Raw genomic sequence first — 14,932 nt, forward strand, 5'->3', positions numbered from 1 at the left:
AATGGATCGTCTCTTCATGTTCATCGCCACAGGTGGTGGTAGCGGCTACCTGCCCAAGGCACCTGGTACCTGGGGCTCGGCAGCAGGAGTCCTGCTCTGGCTTGGGCTGGGTCGTCTCTCCCTGGCCCCCTACCTGGGGGTGGTCTTTGCCCTGTTCTGGCTGGGGGTGATCGCTGCCGGTGCGGCCGAGAAGATCGTTGACCATGGCGACCCCGGCCTGGTGGTCATCGATGAGATCGTCGGCCAGCTCATCGCCCTGGCCACCATCCCCCTGGCACCTCTGCCGGTGATCTTGGCCTTTGTCCTTTTCCGGATCTTTGATATACTCAAACCATATCCGGTGGGTTGGCTGGATCAGCACATCCACGGAGGCCTGGGCATCATGCTGGATGACGTGGTTGCCGGTCTCTATGCCCTGCTGGTTCTCAAGCTGGGGTTCTGGCTCTGGGGCCTCTGAGCGCAAGCCTGCAACGCTCCCCACAGCTCGACCTCATTCACCCTTTACCCCCTGGGGAAGAACCATGGCTGCGCCGATCGACTTTCACACCCACGCCTTTCCAGACGCCATTGCCCGGACCGCCATCGCTGCCCTGGAGAAGAGCGGCAATATCAAGGCCTACCTCGACGGCACCATCGACTCCCTGCTCGCCTCCATGGACCAGGCGGGCATCGACAAGTCGGTGCTCTGTTCCATCGCCACCCGGCCGGAACAGTTCCAGCCCATCCTGGACTGGTCCATGGCCATCAGATCGTCACGGATCATCCCCCTGCCCTCCATTCATCCGACAGACCCCAAGAGACGCTCCAGGCTGGAACAGATCCATGCCCTGGGCTTCCCGGGGATCAAGCTGCATCCCTTTTATCAGGATTTTTTCCTGGATGACCCTTCCCTGACAGAGCTCTATTACCAGCTCTCCGAGTTGGGCCTGCTGGCGGTGGTCCACACGGGCTACGATATCGCCTACCCGAGGATCAGGCGGGCCGACCCCAGACGCATCGCCAAGGTCAGTCAACAGTTTCCGGAGCTGAAGCTGATTACCACCCACCTGGGCAGCTGGGACCAGTGGGATGAGGTGCAGGAGCTCCTGATCGGCAAGCCGATCTACATGGAGCTCTCCTTTTCCCTGGACTTCCTGGACCAGGTCCGGATCCGGGAGATGCTGCTCTCCCACCCCCGGGAGTACCTCCTCTTTGGCACCGACTCCCCCTGGACCGACCAGGCCACCACTCTGCAGCGGCTGAAAAACCTGAACCTGCCCGACGACTACTTCAGCGCCATCACCCGTGCCAACGCCGCCAGGCTGCTGGAGGGTTGAGTGGTCTTAAGGGTACTTTGAAAATTTACCGTCATGCCCGCTCTTTTACCGTCATGCCCGCGAAGGCGGGCATCCAGGAATCAGGCATACTCCGAGACCAGTTCTCTTCCCCGATGTCATGCCCGCTCCCTACGCGAAGGGGCATCCGGTTCCTATAGGGTGAGGCCTCGAACTATGCCTTCCCGGGTGGCCATGAGGCCAGAGGCTGCCTCATCCCTCCAAAAATGGATTCCCGCCTGCGCGGGAATGACGATGCTGAAAAAGGCTGCACCTTCACCAGAACAGCACATACTTCGGGGAGTATCCTGGCACAGCTCTTTGCTGCTGCCGCAGACCGATCTATCCAGTCCTGCTACGCCCCCCACTCCTCGCCGCTACCGTCATGCCCGCGAAGGCGGGCATCCAGGAGTAAGGCATACTCCGAGACCAGTTCTCTTCCCCGATGTCATGCCCGCTCCCAGCGCAGATGACGACCCTGGACAATGACAAAAGAGACGGTCTCCCGAGGTAGAAAAAATGGCCGAGTTTCAGGGCTCGTCAGTTTTTTTTATTCATCAAAGCTCGCCAGGACCAGCAGGACCTCCTCGAGCTGATCCGGACTGAATACCTGGATCTTGTTTTGGGACAAGAGGGCGGTGGTCACCCCCTGACCTCCAATCTTGCGCCGACTGAAAGAGCCGTCATAGATGGTGCGTCCCCCGCAGGAGGGGCTGGATTCTGTCAACAGGGCCAGCCTGATATCCAACTCCAGGCAGGTGGCCAAGGCCAGTTCAGCGCCGCGGACAAAGGCTGCGCTCACCTCCCTGCCGTCACCACGACGTACCGCAGCCCGCCCCTCCAGGACCGCAGCGCCATCACCGCCGCAGATCTCTGCTGGCCTGCGCGGGATAGGCAGCCCTCCTGCCACCTCCGGACAGAAGGCAATCAGCTCGGCCCGCTCCCTGAGCTCAGCCAGATCCTCTGCTGCCAAACAGTTATCCCTGCCGTCGTATCGCACCTTGTTGCCCAGCAGGCAAGAACTCACCATCACCCTTATCATCTGCACCCTCCTCTCCTCAGCCTTGAGTTCAACCTATTTAATAGAACAGCGACAGCATGGTAATCAGGACCAGCAGAAAGAGGACGGTCATGCCGACCCCTGCCCGGACATAGTCCTTGGTCTGGTAGCTGCCTGGCCGCATCACCAGGGCATTGACCTGATGGGTGGGCAGGACAAAGGTGTTGGAGGCGGCAATGGCCACCACCATGGCCACCAGCCGGGGATCGCTGCCCACCTCAACGGCCATGGCCATGGACAGGGGTACCAAGAGGACGGTGGCCCCCACATTGGAGACCACCAGGGTGAAGAAGGAGGTCAGGATGCCGACCATGAGCAGAAAAACGATCTCCGGGACCTGGCCCATGGCCCCCATGATGGAGGTGGCCATCCAGGCGGCGGCCCCGGTCTTCTGAAAGGCCAGCCCCAGGGGAATGAGACCGCCCAGGAGAAAGACGGTCATCCAGTCGATGGAGCGGTAGGCCTCATCGATGGAGAGGACCCGGCTGAGGATCATCCCCAGGGCACCGCTAAGCAGACAGACCGAGAGCGATACCTGGATGGGATGGCCCAGGGCCGTGGACAGGGGTTTCAGCCAGAGGATCAGGGCCACGGTCAGGGCCAGCCAGCCCAGGGCAAGCCCGGCCTTGTCCTCGCGCACCTCCTCGCCCTTGATCTCGGTGGTAAAGGCAAACCAGTCTTTGCGGCTCAACTCCTTAAACTTCTCCCAACGGCCAAACATCAGCAGGGCATCACCGGTCTTGATCACCTCCCTGGTGATCTGTTTGAACTGACAGGCCCCATCCCGGCAGAGCACCACCGGGACCACCCCGTTGCTCTTTCTGAAGCGCTGCTCCCGCATGGTGGTGCCGACCAGATCTGCCCTGGGGGTGACGATCCCCTCCACCATGCCGGCATTGTTGGGGGAGAAGTCCTCGGCAAAGACCGAGAGATCCCCCTTGAAGATCCAACCCAGCTCCTCGGCACACTGGCGGACATGCTCCTCGTTGCCGACCATGGCCAGGGTCTCCCTGGAGTGGATCAACTCGTAGCGGGTCGGGGCATAGTTCTTGGTCTTCTTCTCCGGGGTATAGACCCCGGCAATGGAGACGTGGTACCTGGAACGGACATGCAGTTCCTCCAGGGTAAAGGAGCCGAAGTTGTCAGGTATAACCACCTCAAAGACCCCGGCAATCTCCTGGTAGGTATCGGCCAGGGAAGAGGGCATGATCGCATTGTCCTCCTGATCGCCCTCCTTTTGGGGAATGATCAGGTTGCGAAAGAGCATGAAGTAGACGATGGCCGCGATCACCAGGGCAATGCCGATGGGGGTCTGGGTGAAGAGGCCAAGAGGCTCGACCCTGACCCCCAGGGTGCCCAACTCATTGGCCTGGGCGATGAGATCGTTTAAGAGGATGGTGGGGCTGGCGCCGACCAGGGTGATGGTGCCGCCGATAATGGCGCAGTAGGCCATGGGCATCAGGATCCGGGAGGCCGGAATACCGGTCTGCCGACCGATCCGCAGTACTGCCGGCAGGAAGAGGGCTGCCGCGCCGATATTCTGCATAAAGCTGGAGATAAAGGCCACGGTCAGGGAGATAAAGGTCATTATCCGCCCCTCGGACTTGCCAGCCAGGCGCAGGATATTGCGGGCCAGGACATTCATGCAGCCGGTCTTATCCAGGCCTGCCCCGATGATGATTACCGCGATAATGGCGACCACCGCATTACTGGAGAGCCCGCTGATGGCCTCTGCAGGGGTCACCAGGTTCAGAAAGGGGAGAACGACCATCATGATAATCCCGACCACATCCACCCGGACCCACTCAAAGACAAACAACAGAATCGCCAAGCCCAGGACCCCGAAGACCAGGCCCATCTCCACGGTAAAGGGGACCGCCGCCCCTGGCACCTGTTCCGCACCCAAGGCGGAGCTCCCATCAAGGAGCAGCAGGCAACAGAGGGTGAAGAACCACATTTTCAGCCGAACCACTGTAGCAAACAACATACGACAACCTGCCTCCATCAGCAAAACCGCTAACCACTATCAATCCTGCTGATTAAAAAGTAAATATTACATCAGTTTTCCTATGGTTTACAGAGGTAACTCCAAAGCAGATTTAATTCAACAAAATTCAGCCCAAGCGAAAAAGAGAACAAAAACGAAACAACAGCCAAATAGCTGACAGAGAGACGACGGGACCGCTTCAAAAAGCCCCTGGCACGAAAAAAGGCTCCAGCCGATTCTCCTCAACGGGGTTCAGCTCCCTCCCCCATGGAGCATGGTCGGGATGCACATTCGCCTGCTGAAAGAGCCGAAAAATGAGTGGACAGATCCCCCTTATCCGCCACGATGGGATCTCGAGCCAGGGGTGCTTCATCCACATCGCCAAGAGCGGATTCCCGCCTGCGCTGGAATGACAACCAAAAAATGGATAACCGAGAGGAAAGCCGGGGATCAGGCGGCTGCCCCTGGAAGGGGCTGAGCAGGGGACGAAGGGGGGGGCAGAGGCTGGAGGAGAGAGAAAACGCCTCAATGCCTGCTGCCCCGGCCCTCATCCGGAAAAGAGATATCCTGGAGAGGAGCCGGGGCAGAGTGTGTGGGGGGCAGACCTTAGCCCAGGGCCTGGCTGATCCGCTCCATGGCGGTGATCACGTTTTCCCGGGAGTTGAAGGCCGAGATCCGGATATAGCCCTGACCGCAACGGCCGAAACCGGCACCCGGGGTACAGACCACGCCCGCCTTGTCGAGGAGGAGGTCAAAGAAGTCCCAGGAGTCCCGATCACCCCAGACCCAGATATAGGGTGAGTGATCGCCGCCCACGTACTCGAAGCCCAGCTGGGTGATGGCGCTGCCGATGATCTTGGCATTGTCCAGATAGCCGTCGATCAACCCCTTGGTCTGGGCCTTGCCCTCAGGGGTGAAGATGGCTGCCGCTGCCCGCTGTACCGGGTAGCTGACCCCGTTGAATTTGGTGCAGTGACGCCGGTTCCAGAGGGCGTGGAGGGAGTGGCCATTACCCTGGGCATCGTAGGCCATGCACTCCTTGGGCACCACGGTATAGGCACAGCGGGTGCCGGTAAAGCCGGCGGTCTTGGAGAGACTGCGGAACTCGATGGCCACCTCACGGGCACCTTCGATCTCGTAGATGGAGTGGGGCAGGCTCTCGTCGCGGATAAAGGCCTCATAGGCCGCATCAAAGAGGATCAGGGCCTTGTTGGCCCGGGCATAGTCCACCCAGACCTTGAGCTGCTCCTTGGTGATGGTGGAGCCGGTGGGGTTGTTGGGAAAACAGAGATAGATCAGATCCACGGGCTCGCTGGGCAGGGCCGGGATGTAGTTATTTTCCCGGTTGGACTCCAGGTAGACGATGCCGCTGTAGCGGCCATCGGCATATCCACCGGTACGACCGGCCATGACATTGGTGTCCAGGTAGACCGGATAGACCGGATCCGGAATCGCCACCCGGGTCTCCAGGGAGAACAGTTCCTGGATGTTGCCGGAGTCGCACTTGGCACCATCGGAGACAAAGATCTCATCGGCCTGGACCTGGGCCCCACGGGCCTGGAAGTCGTTGACGGCAATGGCCTCGCGGAGAAAATCATACCCCTGCTCCGGGCCATAGCCGCGGAAGCCGGCCTCGGTGGCCATCTCGTCGATGGCGGCATGAAAGGCCTGGACACAGACAGGAGGCAGGGGGTTGGTGACATCACCGATCCCCAGCTTGATCACATCCTTGTCCGGGTTGCTTTGCTGAAACGCCGCTACCCGCTTGGCAATATCAGAGAAGAGATAGGAGGCCTGGAGCTTGGCATAGTGTTCGTTGACTGTAATCATAAGAGCTGTCCTGGTAAGAGCTATCCTACCTCTGGTAGGTGTTAAGGAGTGTAGAGGCTATCTTCAGGCCACCTTGAAAAAGTGCATTTTCTTCCAAGAGGTCCTAGAGATCGACCTTGACTCTGTCGCTGAAGTCATAGCCATCGGTGGAGAGATCATAGTCCATCCGTCCACCCTGGAGTTGGAAATGGGGTGCCTGTAAATCCACCTCCCCGGGACTGACCGCCATCTTGGTGGCGTCATAGTAGTGGAGCAGATCGGTGTAGAGCACCTCTTTACTCACCGGTCTGCGGACCACCACCTCCCGTTGGAGGATCAGATGGCGATCGTTGATATAATACTTTCCCTTACGGCTGGTGATCCGGGTGGGCGGTTTCTCTGTACCGATATAGCGGGCATCGACCTCGACCATCTTGATTTCACGGTCATCCTTGCCGGTCATGGCCCGTTCGGCGTTGATCTGCCACTCCTGCTTGCCCTCGCTGGTCAGGGTGATGACCACGGCGTCCATCTGAAAGTGCTGGGAGGTCGGCCCTGTGCTCACCTGCTGGGGGTTGATCTCTCCCCTGGGGGTCAGGAAACGGGCCACCGCAGGCTCCCAGAAGGGGCTGGTCACCAGGAGGGCCAGGGGCACCATCCAAAAAAGGTCACGTGGTTTTCGATTCACCGGTCAAACCTGCCAAACATTTGTCCATAGTTGCCCTGGGCCTCCAGAATCAGGTCGCAGAGCTCACGAACCGCGCCCTGTCCGCCTTCACGCTGGCTAATATAATGAACCCGCTGGATAATTTCAACTCTGGCATTGGCCGGAGCAGCAGCCAGGCCCACCCGGTTGAGCAGGGGCAGATCGACCCAGTCATCGCCCATGTAGGCGGTCTGCAGGGGCCGCAGGCCGGTGGTTTTGAGAATCTCTTCATAGGCGGAGAGCTTGTCAAACTTGCCCTGGACCACGTGGGCAAGCTTCAGTTCCTCGGCCCTTCTGGCCACCACCTTGGAGGTCCGGGCGGTGATGATCCCCACCTCGACCCCGCTCTCCTGGAGCAGCTTGATGCCCAGGCCGTCCTGGGTGTGGAAACTCTTGGCCTCGTCGCCGTCGCTGGTATAGGTGAGGCAGCCGTTGGTGAGGACCCCGTCCACATCCAGGAGGAGCAGTTTGACCTGCCGGGCCGGGATCAGGGCCTGCTGCCACTCCGGACTGCGATCCAGCGGTTTATTCCGCTCCTGGGCCCGCCGGCGCAGGGCCTCGGTGAGGCTGCAGTCCGAGGGATAGCCCTCCAGGCCCGGGCCGCCACAGTGCTCAGTCGACATGAGACCCCCCGGAGACCAGCTGATGGATGGCGACCAGCTCCCGGAGGAGCTGCTCCACCCCAGCCAAGGGGAGCGAGTTGGGACCGTCGCAGAGGGCCTTGTCCGGCTCCGGATGGACCTCCAGAAAGAGACCGTCTATGCCGGCGGCCACGGCAGCCCTGGTCAACGGGGCGATGAAATCCCGTTGACCGGCCGAGGAACCGCCGGCACCGCCGGGCAATTGGACCGAGTGGGTGCCGTCAAAGACCACCGGACAGCCATGGGAACGCATCACCGGCAGGGAGCGCATATCCACCACCAGGTTGTTGTAGCCAAAGCTGGCCCCGCGCTCGGTCAGGAGGATATCCCGGCAACCGGAGCCGCGGAGCTTGTTGACCGCATGGGCCATGTCCCAGGGGCTGACAAACTGGCCCTTCTTGACATTGACCACCCGGCCGGTGGCCGCAGCCGCTGCCAGCAGGTCGGTCTGCCGGCAGAGAAAGGCCGGAATCTGGAGGATATCCAGGGTATCGGCGGCCAGTTCGGCCTGGGCCGGTTCATGGATATCGGAAACCACGGGCACCCCCACCTCTTCACGGATCTTGCCCAGCTGGCGCAGCCCCTGGGTAAGTCCCGGACCGCGGAAGCTGTCCAGGGAGGTCCGGTTGGCCTTGTCATAGGAGGCCTTGAAGACATAGGGGAGGCCGAGGCGGGAGGTGATGGCCTTCATCTCCCGGGCAATATCCATGGCCAGCTCCTGGGACTCCAGGGCACAGGGGCCGGCCATGATCAGCAGGGGGTTGCCCGGACCGACGGTGATGGTACCGGCGGCCAGGGTCTGGATCAGCAGATTGTTCATAGAGGGTCGAATGCTCCAGGCACGCTCTTGATGTTTGCCGGCTAGGCCTTGTTATCCAGGGCCGCCTTGATAAAGTCCCGAAACAGGGGATGGGGCTTCATGGGCTTGGATTGAAATTCCGGGTGGAACTGACAGCCCAGGAACCAGGGGTGATCCTTGAGTTCGACGATCTCCACCAGGGTGGTGTCCGGCGAGGTGCCGCTGACCACCAGACCCGCCTTTTCCAGGGCCTCCCGGTAGTCGTTGTTGAACTCATAGCGGTGACGATGACGTTCGCTGACCTCTGCCTGCTGATAGGCGGCCGCGGCATGGGTCTCGTCGACCAGCACACAGGGGTAGGCCCCCAGGCGCAGGGTACCGCCCATATCGGAATCTTCGTTGCGGAGCTCGGTCTTGCCGCTGCGGAAATCATACCACTCCTTCATCAGGTAGATCACCGGATTGGGGGTGTCGGCGGCAAACTCCACCGAGTGCGCCTTCTTGATCTTGGCGATATTACGGGCAAACTCCACCACCGCCAGCTGCATCCCCAGACAGATCCCCAGGAACGGGACCTTGTTCTCCCGGGCATAGGAGATGGCCTTGATCTTGCCCTCCATGCCCCGGCTGCCGAAACCGCCGGGCACCAGGATGCCGTCACAGCCCTCGAGGCTCTCCACCTTGTCGCTGTCTTCCAGCTCATCGGCGGAGATGTAGCGCAGCTCCACCTTGGCGTCGTTGGCAATCCCCCCATGGACCAGGGCCTCGTGGAGGCTCTTGTAGGACTCGGTCAGGTCCACATACTTGCCGGTAATGCCGATGGTCACCGTATGTTTGGGGTGCTTGATCTTATGGACCAGCTCTTCCCAGGGCTTGACATTGGGGGCCCCGGTCCAGATCCCCAGTTTTTCCAGGATCCGGTCATCCACGCCCTCTTCATGGAGCGAGAGGGGCACCTCGTAGATGGACTCCACATCCACCGAGGAGATCACCGAGCTGGCCTCCACATTACAGAACAGGGCGATCTTCTTCTTGAGATGATCGCTGAGCGGGGCCTCGGTGCGGCACATCAGGATATCGGGCTGGATCCCGGAGGCCAGCAGTTCCTTGACCGAGTGCTGGGTGGGTTTGGTCTTGACCTCGCCGGCGGTCTTGATATAGGGCACCAGGGTCAGATGGATGAAGAGGGAGTACTCCCGGGTCAGGTCGGAACGGAGCTGACGGATCGCCTCGATAAAGGGCAGTCCTTCGATATCCCCCACCGTGCCGCCGATCTCGATGATGGCGATATCCGCGATGCCGTCCAGCTGGAGCACCGCCTCCTTGATCTCGTCGGTGATATGGGGAATCACCTGGACCGTGCCGCCGAGATACTCACCCCGCCGTTCCTTCATGATCACCGAGTGATAGATCCGCCCTGAGGTGTAGTTGTTCTTCTGGGCCATCACCGCGTCGGTATAGCGTTCGTAATGACCCATATCCAGGTCCGTCTCAGCCCCGTCATCGGTCACATAGACCTCACCATGTTGAAAGGGATTCATGGTCCCGGGATCGACATTGATGTAGGGGTCGAGCTTCTGAAAGGTAACGGTCATCCCCCTGCATTCCAGCAGGGAGCCGATGGCGGCCGCAGCCAGTCCCTTTCCCAGGGAGGAAAGGACACCGCCGGTAATAAAAATAAACTTGGTCTTCTTACTCAGAGAGTTTTTCATAGGTCACCTGGTCACGCTGGAATAAAGGGGGAATCGAGCAGCCGGCGGCTGTCTTCAGGGCAGCTTGAATAGTTGGAGATGTTGTTCAAAGTGCCCTTTATTTAGGCTGGAAGAAAACTATACACGATCTCCGTGGTGATGACAACCGGGTCCGGCAAGGAAAAAATGCGTTTAAAACGAGTTTTTTTCACGACCCTCTATGCCAACCAGCTGTCATTGATCGGACCTGTCCCAGAGGGCTGCACCTTTGCCTGCACAACCGCGCTCTGCCGGAGCAAGAAGCCTGGAAAAGAGCTGCCAAGCAGGGGAAGAGCTGGTATATTACCCCTCCACTGCAGCCCATTTCCCCTTCCCCCTTGCCGGAATCCTTGCACCATGAACACCCATGCCAAGCCCATTGCCCAAGAGCTCTCGGTCCGCCCTGCCCAGGTAAGCGCTGTCAGCGAGTTGCTGGCAGGCGGGGCCACCATCCCCTTTATCTCCAGGTACCGCAAGGAGGCGACCGGCGGCCTGGACGAGGTCCAGATCAGCACCATCCGGGACCAGCTCAACCAACGGGCCGAGCTGGATAAACGACGCGAGGTCATCGTGGCCTCGCTCACAGAACGGCAACTGCTCACCCCGCCCCTGGAGCAGGCCATTGGCAAGGCCCAGTCCCTCACCGTGCTGGAGGACCTCTACCTGCCCCACCGCCCCAAACGCAGGACCAGGGCGGCCATCGCCCGCGAACGCGGTCTGGAGCCCCTGGCCACGGCCCTGCTCAGCCAGGGAGGTCCCCTGCCGGAGGCCAAGTCCCTGCTCAACCCGGAACAGCAGCTCTCCACAGAGGAGGAGGTCCTGGCCGGGGCCAGGGATATCATCGCCGAAAAAATCAGCGAAGAACCGCAGGTCCGTACCCTGCTGAGACAGCTCTTCAGCCGCGAGGCCCAGATCAGCAGCAAGGTGGTGGAGAAGAACCGTGAACAGGGGGGCAAGTTTAAGGATTACTTTGACCGCCGGGAAGCGGCGGCCAAGGTGGCGGGTCACCGCTTCCTGGCCATGCTCAGGGGTGAGCAGGAGAAGGTGCTCCGCCTGACGATCCGCCCCCCGGAGGAGCATGCCCTGGAGCTGCTCAGCAGGCGCTATCCTGGCAGCGACACCTTTCGCGGGCAGCAACTCCAGCTGGCCTGCACCGACGCCTACAGGCGGCTGCTGGCCCCTTCCCTGGAAAACGAACTCCGCGCCGAACTCAAGGCCCAGGCCGACCGGGAGGCCATCACCGTCTTTGCCGACAACCTCCGCGAGCTGCTCCTGGCCCCGCCCCTGGGGCAGAAACGGGTCCTGGCCCTGGACCCCGGATTTCGCACCGGGGCCAAGCTGGTCTGCCTGGATCGCTACGGCAGCCTGCTCCACCACACCACCATCTACCCCACCCTCTCAGCCAGCCAACAGCAGCAGGCGGCCGAAACGGTGCGCTCGCTCTGCTCACGCCACCGGATCGAGGCCATTGCCATCGGCAACGGCACCGCAGGCAGGGAGACGGAACGCTTTATCCAGGAACTGGGCCTGGGGGATGGGGTCCTGGTGACCATGGTGGATGAGAGCGGGGCCTCGATCTACTCGGCCTCGGAGATTGCCCGCCAGGAGTTCCCGGACCACGACCTCACCGTCCGCGGGGCAATCTCCATCGGCAGGCGGCTCCAGGATCCCCTGGCAGAGCTGGTCAAGCTGGATCCCAAGTCCATCGGGGTGGGTCAGTACCAGCACGACGTCCAGCAGAAGGCCCTGAAACAGGGGCTGGACGAGGTGGTGATCCGCTGCGTCAACATGGTGGGGGTGGACCTGAACACGGCCAGCGAACCGCTGCTGACCTATATCTCCGGCCTGGGACCGACCCTGGCCAGGAACATCGTGGCCATGCGCCGGGAGAACGGCCCCTTTGCCTCCAGAAGAGGACTACTCAAGGTGCCCCGCCTGGGTGCCAAGGCCTATGAGCAGTGTGCCGGTTTCCTCCGGATCAGGGAGGCAGACAATCCCCTGGATAATACCGGGGTCCACCCGGAGCGCTACCCCCTGGTCCAGCAGATGGCCAAAGACCAGGGCTGCAGCCTCGACGAGCTGATCGACAGCCAGGAGCGGCGCAGGAAGATCCAGCCGGAACGGTACCTCAGCGATACCGTGGGCATGCCCACCTTGAAGGATATCCTGGCAGAACTGGAAAAGCCCGGCCGCGACCCCAGGGCAGGCTTCACCAGCTTTGCCTTTGCCGAGGGGGTGGAAAAGATCAGCGACCTGGAGCCGGGCATGACCCTGCCGGGGATTGTCACCAATGTGACCAAGTTCGGGGCCTTTGTCGACATCGGGGTCCACCAGGACGGCCTGGTCCACATCAGCCAGTTGGCCGACCGCTTTGTCCGGGACCCGGGCGAGATCGTCAAGGTCCGCCAGCAGGTGGAGGTCCGGGTCCTGGAGGTGGACCCGGAGCGAAAACGGATCAGCCTCTCCATGCGCCGGGCCTAGCCCGAACCGAGGCCAGCCCTAAGGGTCCGGCTGCAGCCCGGGTTTAGCCCGCCAGTGCCCGCAGGTCGGCGACGGTCTTCTCCGGCTCCGGCCGCCGGGTATAGTCCGGATCCAGGTCTGCGGCCACGATGATGCCGCCCCGGTCGACCAGGTAGCGGGCCGGGATGGCCAGGCTCCAGGAGTCCTCACCGTTTAAGCGGGGCAGATCCAGGGAAAAGGAACGATAGACCTCGCGGAGATAGTCGGGCAGGAGATGACGCAGTCCGCAACGGGCGGCCAACTGGTTGCCCTCGTCTCTGAGAATGGCAAAACTCAGGCCATGGCTGGTTTTCATCTTCCGTAAAAACTCCGGCCGTTGGGGACAGATCGCCACCAGACGTCCCCCCAACTCCTCGATGGTGGGGACCACCTGCTGCAGAGCTTCCAGCTCTGCGTTACAGTAGGGTCACCACACCCCCCGATAGAAGCTGAGCACCAGCGGCCCTCCGGCCAGGAGCTCTGCCGAGCCGAGCAGCTGGCCGCTGTCGCTCTTGAGGCTGAAACCAGGCAACGGGTCCCCCACCCCCAGGGCCTGCTCGACCAGCCCGGAGTTGCGGAGTTCCTCGGTGGCCCGGTGCATCTTGGCCAGGGCCTCGGCCGGAATCCGTTTCCCGGCCTGCTCTCGGATCGCGTCCAATTTCGCAGCAAGTGTCATAAGATACCTCCTCCTCCATCTCCAGGGAATGATTCACAGCTTGACAGGCTCAGTCCCCATCCCTGGGATCGACCGTAGCCGTCTCTTCCGGATGAACGACATCCTCCCCAAGGGGCACCAGCCAGAACCCGCCTGCGGCCAGCGGCTGCACCCTGGCTGCTGCCTGCTGGTCAGCGGCCAGGGCCTGCTCCAGGTCCTGGAGGGGTTCCCTGTAGCCGGTGTCCGCCAGTTGAAACATGCCGTAATGGATGGGCAGCATATAGGGCCTGCCCAGGTCTGCCCAGGCCTGAAGCGCCTCCCGGGGATTCATATGGCCATAGGCCATGAACCAGCGCGGGCTATAGTCGCCGATGGGCAGGATGGCCAGCCGAAAGGAGCCGAAGCGCTGCCTGGCCGCCTGGAAGGCCTGACCCCGGCCATAGCCGGAGTCGCCGTCAAAGAAGATGTTGCCCCGGGGAGTGGTGAGTACAAAGGCGGCCCAGAGGGCCTGGTTGCGATCAAACAGCCCCCGGGCCGACCAGTGCTGGACCGGGAGCAGATGGACCCGCAGCTGCGGCCCCACCTCCACCCCGGCGCCCCAGTCATAGGCCTCCACCCGGATGGCCGGGTTATGGGCGGTGATGATCCGGTCGTTGCCCAGGGGGACGATTATCCTGGGCTGGTCCCGCTGCCAGAGGTGATCCAGGCTGACCAGGTCCAGGTGATCGTAATGGTTGTGGCTGATCCAGATCAGATCGATGGGCGGCAGATCTTCCAGGGAGACCCCGGGCGGATGGACCCGCCTGGGACCGGCCCAACTCACCGGGCTGGTCCGCTCCGAAAAGAGCGGGTCGGTGAGAATATTGAGCCCCTGGGTCTGAATCAGCACCGTGGCATGGCCGACCAGGGCAACCCGCAGCTGCTCCCCCTCCACCCGTGCAGGGGGATGATCGTAGCGGGCCAGCTCACTGAAGCGTGGCCAGGCGCCCCTCTCACCGCTAAGGCGCCACTTGAGGAACTCGGCAAAGCCCTTGTGCATGGGCTGGCCGGGGTTGAAAAAACGACTCCCGTCAAAGTGGTCACTCTCGGGCCCCTGGTAATAGCGGCTGCAGCCGGAGTTCAGGGTGAGCAGGGCCCAGACCATAACCAGGCCTCCAAGCAGTTGAGTTGCAATCTTAATGACGTTCATTGGCCCAAACCTGCACCTTTTTCCTCTCCTGCTCCCTGATCCAGGAGCTGGTGGAGTTGTTCCCGGCGGTAGCTGAAGATACGCTCCAGGGTCCTGCGGATATAGAGGTCGTGGAGCAGTGAGCCCAACAGCCCCAGGGGCGGTTGATAGTGCACCCTGTCCAGCATCACGACCTCATCCCCCTGTTGCTCGAGCTGATGATAGTGATACCAGAAACGATAGGGGCCCAGCCGTTGCTCGTCAACAAAGGAGTGGAGTTCCCGGATATGCTTGATCTCCGTCACCCAGGCGTGGGTGCCCAGCAGGGGGATGGTGATACGATACTCGACGACCAGACCGTTGTACATCACCCGGGGCAGCTCGGAGACGATCCGAAAACGAAGATCCGGCGGGGTGATCCGGTCCAGGTTGGCAGGATGCCGGAGAAACGCCCAGACCCTCTCCAGAGGGGCAGCCAGCCGCTGACTGCGCTCCAGTAGATACATGATTCCTCCTGATCAGGATTATCCTGTGATATCGCCTGAGAGTGCCCGTCCCCAGCTGC

At 61.5% G+C, this 14,932-nt stretch carries 13 protein-coding genes and 1 pseudogene; 3 read left to right on the forward strand and 11 right to left on the reverse strand.

Annotation, left to right across the window (positions count from 1 at the left end; all coding sequences use genetic code 11):
* Position 1: 1 nt before the first annotated feature.
* Together G494_RS0104825 and G494_RS0104830 are read left to right on the forward strand one after the other, a co-directional pair.
* Positions 2 to 457 (forward strand): phosphatidylglycerophosphatase A family protein, encoded by a 456-nt coding sequence (locus G494_RS0104825; RefSeq protein WP_028583625.1) that lies wholly within the window; start codon positions 2 to 4, stop codon positions 455 to 457.
* A 64-nt stretch (positions 458 to 521) separates the two neighbouring features.
* Positions 522 to 1,316 (forward strand): amidohydrolase family protein, encoded by a 795-nt coding sequence (locus G494_RS0104830; RefSeq protein ID WP_028583626.1) that lies wholly within the window; start codon positions 522 to 524, stop codon positions 1,314 to 1,316.
* A 547-nt stretch (positions 1,317 to 1,863) separates the two neighbouring features.
* Here the strand turns inward: G494_RS0104830 and G494_RS0104835 are convergent.
* The 7 genes from G494_RS0104835 to G494_RS0104870 all read right to left on the reverse strand — a co-directional run bounded on the left by G494_RS0104835 (position 1,864) and on the right by G494_RS0104870 (position 10,027).
* Entirely contained in the window at positions 1,864 to 2,355 is a 492-nt protein-coding gene (locus G494_RS0104835) for a DUF523 domain-containing protein (RefSeq protein ID WP_208597633.1), read from the reverse strand.
* A 37-nt stretch (positions 2,356 to 2,392) separates the two neighbouring features.
* Complete coding sequence (locus G494_RS0104840; RefSeq protein WP_232362486.1) at positions 2,393 to 4,360, reverse strand: SLC13 family permease; 1,968 nt, start codon at positions 4,358 to 4,360, stop codon at positions 2,393 to 2,395.
* 606 nt (positions 4,361 to 4,966) lie between these two features.
* Positions 4,967 to 6,190 carry an LL-diaminopimelate aminotransferase gene (locus tag G494_RS0104850; protein ID WP_028583629.1) on the reverse strand — a complete coding sequence of 408 codons (1,224 nt, stop codon included), beginning with the start codon at positions 6,188 to 6,190 and terminating at the stop codon, positions 4,967 to 4,969.
* 103 nt (positions 6,191 to 6,293) lie between these two features.
* Entirely contained in the window at positions 6,294 to 6,857 is a 564-nt protein-coding gene (gene lptC / locus G494_RS0104855; RefSeq protein ID WP_153305763.1) for an LPS export ABC transporter periplasmic protein LptC, read from the reverse strand.
* Positions 6,854 to 7,498, reverse strand: a complete 645-nt coding sequence (locus tag G494_RS0104860; RefSeq protein WP_084456405.1) for a KdsC family phosphatase — start codon at positions 7,496 to 7,498, stop codon at positions 6,854 to 6,856. The genes lptC and G494_RS0104860 overlap by 4 nt, the downstream gene beginning before the upstream one ends.
* Positions 7,488 to 8,336 (reverse strand): 3-deoxy-8-phosphooctulonate synthase, encoded by an 849-nt coding sequence (gene kdsA, locus G494_RS0104865; protein ID WP_051305389.1) that lies wholly within the window; start codon positions 8,334 to 8,336, stop codon positions 7,488 to 7,490. The genes G494_RS0104860 and kdsA overlap by 11 nt, the downstream gene beginning before the upstream one ends.
* Before the next feature lie 41 nt (positions 8,337 to 8,377).
* A complete protein-coding gene (locus G494_RS0104870) occupies positions 8,378 to 10,027 on the reverse strand; it encodes a CTP synthase (protein ID WP_028583633.1) in 1,650 nt (549 codons plus the stop codon).
* A 375-nt stretch (positions 10,028 to 10,402) separates the two neighbouring features.
* Here G494_RS0104870 and G494_RS0104875 point away from each other — a divergent pair, with 375 nt between their 5' ends.
* Entirely contained in the window at positions 10,403 to 12,526 is a 2,124-nt protein-coding gene (locus G494_RS0104875) for a Tex family protein (protein ID WP_028583634.1), read from the forward strand.
* A gap of 43 nt (positions 12,527 to 12,569) precedes the next feature.
* Here the strand turns inward: G494_RS0104875 and G494_RS27340 are convergent.
* From G494_RS27340 to G494_RS0104890, 4 genes and pseudogenes are all read right to left on the reverse strand, one after another.
* Positions 12,570 to 12,959, reverse strand: a pseudogene (locus G494_RS27340) (redoxin domain-containing protein); the annotation flags it as partial.
* A gap of 12 nt (positions 12,960 to 12,971) precedes the next feature.
* The gene (locus tag G494_RS27345) at positions 12,972 to 13,220 is read right to left on the reverse strand and encodes a thioredoxin domain-containing protein (protein ID WP_208597632.1); all 249 of its coding nucleotides are present in this window, start codon (positions 13,218 to 13,220) and stop codon (positions 12,972 to 12,974) included.
* Positions 13,221 to 13,269: 49 nt separating this feature from the next.
* Positions 13,270 to 14,388 carry an MBL fold metallo-hydrolase gene (locus tag G494_RS21930; RefSeq protein WP_084456409.1) on the reverse strand — a complete coding sequence of 373 codons (1,119 nt, stop codon included), beginning with the start codon at positions 14,386 to 14,388 and terminating at the stop codon, positions 13,270 to 13,272.
* Positions 14,385 to 14,873 carry an SRPBCC family protein gene (locus G494_RS0104890; RefSeq protein ID WP_028583635.1) on the reverse strand — a complete coding sequence of 163 codons (489 nt, stop codon included), beginning with the start codon at positions 14,871 to 14,873 and terminating at the stop codon, positions 14,385 to 14,387. The genes G494_RS21930 and G494_RS0104890 overlap by 4 nt, the downstream gene beginning before the upstream one ends.
* Positions 14,874 to 14,932: the final 59 nt, after the last annotated feature.

The organism is Desulfogranum mediterraneum DSM 13871 (assembly GCF_000429965.1).
GTDB classification, from domain to species: Bacteria; Desulfobacterota; Desulfobulbia; order Desulfobulbales; family Desulfobulbaceae; genus Desulfogranum; species Desulfogranum mediterraneum.

What these genes read in the sequence shown, in the direction of transcription:
- G494_RS0104875 (WP_028583634.1), top strand. Translation starts at nt 10,403, where the DNA reads ATGAACACCCATGCCAAGCCCATTGCCCAAGAGCTCTCGGTCCGCCCT.
- G494_RS0104830 (WP_028583626.1), top strand. Translation starts at nt 522, where the DNA reads ATGGCTGCGCCGATCGACTTTCACACCCACGCCTTTCCAGACGCCATT.
- G494_RS0104860 (WP_084456405.1), bottom strand. Translation starts at nt 7,498, where the DNA reads ATGTCGACTGAGCACTGTGGCGGCCCGGGCCTGGAGGGCTATCCCTCG.
- G494_RS0104840 (WP_232362486.1), bottom strand. Translation starts at nt 4,360, where the DNA reads ATGTTGTTTGCTACAGTGGTTCGGCTGAAAATGTGGTTCTTCACCCTC.
- G494_RS0104825 (WP_028583625.1), top strand. Translation starts at nt 2, where the DNA reads ATGGATCGTCTCTTCATGTTCATCGCCACAGGTGGTGGTAGCGGCTAC.
- G494_RS0104835 (WP_208597633.1), bottom strand. Translation starts at nt 2,355, where the DNA reads ATGATAAGGGTGATGGTGAGTTCTTGCCTGCTGGGCAACAAGGTGCGA.
- G494_RS21930 (WP_084456409.1), bottom strand. Translation starts at nt 14,388, where the DNA reads ATGAACGTCATTAAGATTGCAACTCAACTGCTTGGAGGCCTGGTTATG.
- G494_RS0104850 (WP_028583629.1), bottom strand. Translation starts at nt 6,190, where the DNA reads ATGATTACAGTCAACGAACACTATGCCAAGCTCCAGGCCTCCTATCTC.
- G494_RS0104870 (WP_028583633.1), bottom strand. Translation starts at nt 10,027, where the DNA reads ATGAAAAACTCTCTGAGTAAGAAGACCAAGTTTATTTTTATTACCGGC.
- G494_RS0104890 (WP_028583635.1), bottom strand. Translation starts at nt 14,873, where the DNA reads ATGTATCTACTGGAGCGCAGTCAGCGGCTGGCTGCCCCTCTGGAGAGG.
- G494_RS27345 (WP_208597632.1), bottom strand. Translation starts at nt 13,220, where the DNA reads ATGACACTTGCTGCGAAATTGGACGCGATCCGAGAGCAGGCCGGGAAA.
- kdsA (WP_051305389.1), bottom strand. Translation starts at nt 8,336, where the DNA reads ATGAACAATCTGCTGATCCAGACCCTGGCCGCCGGTACCATCACCGTC.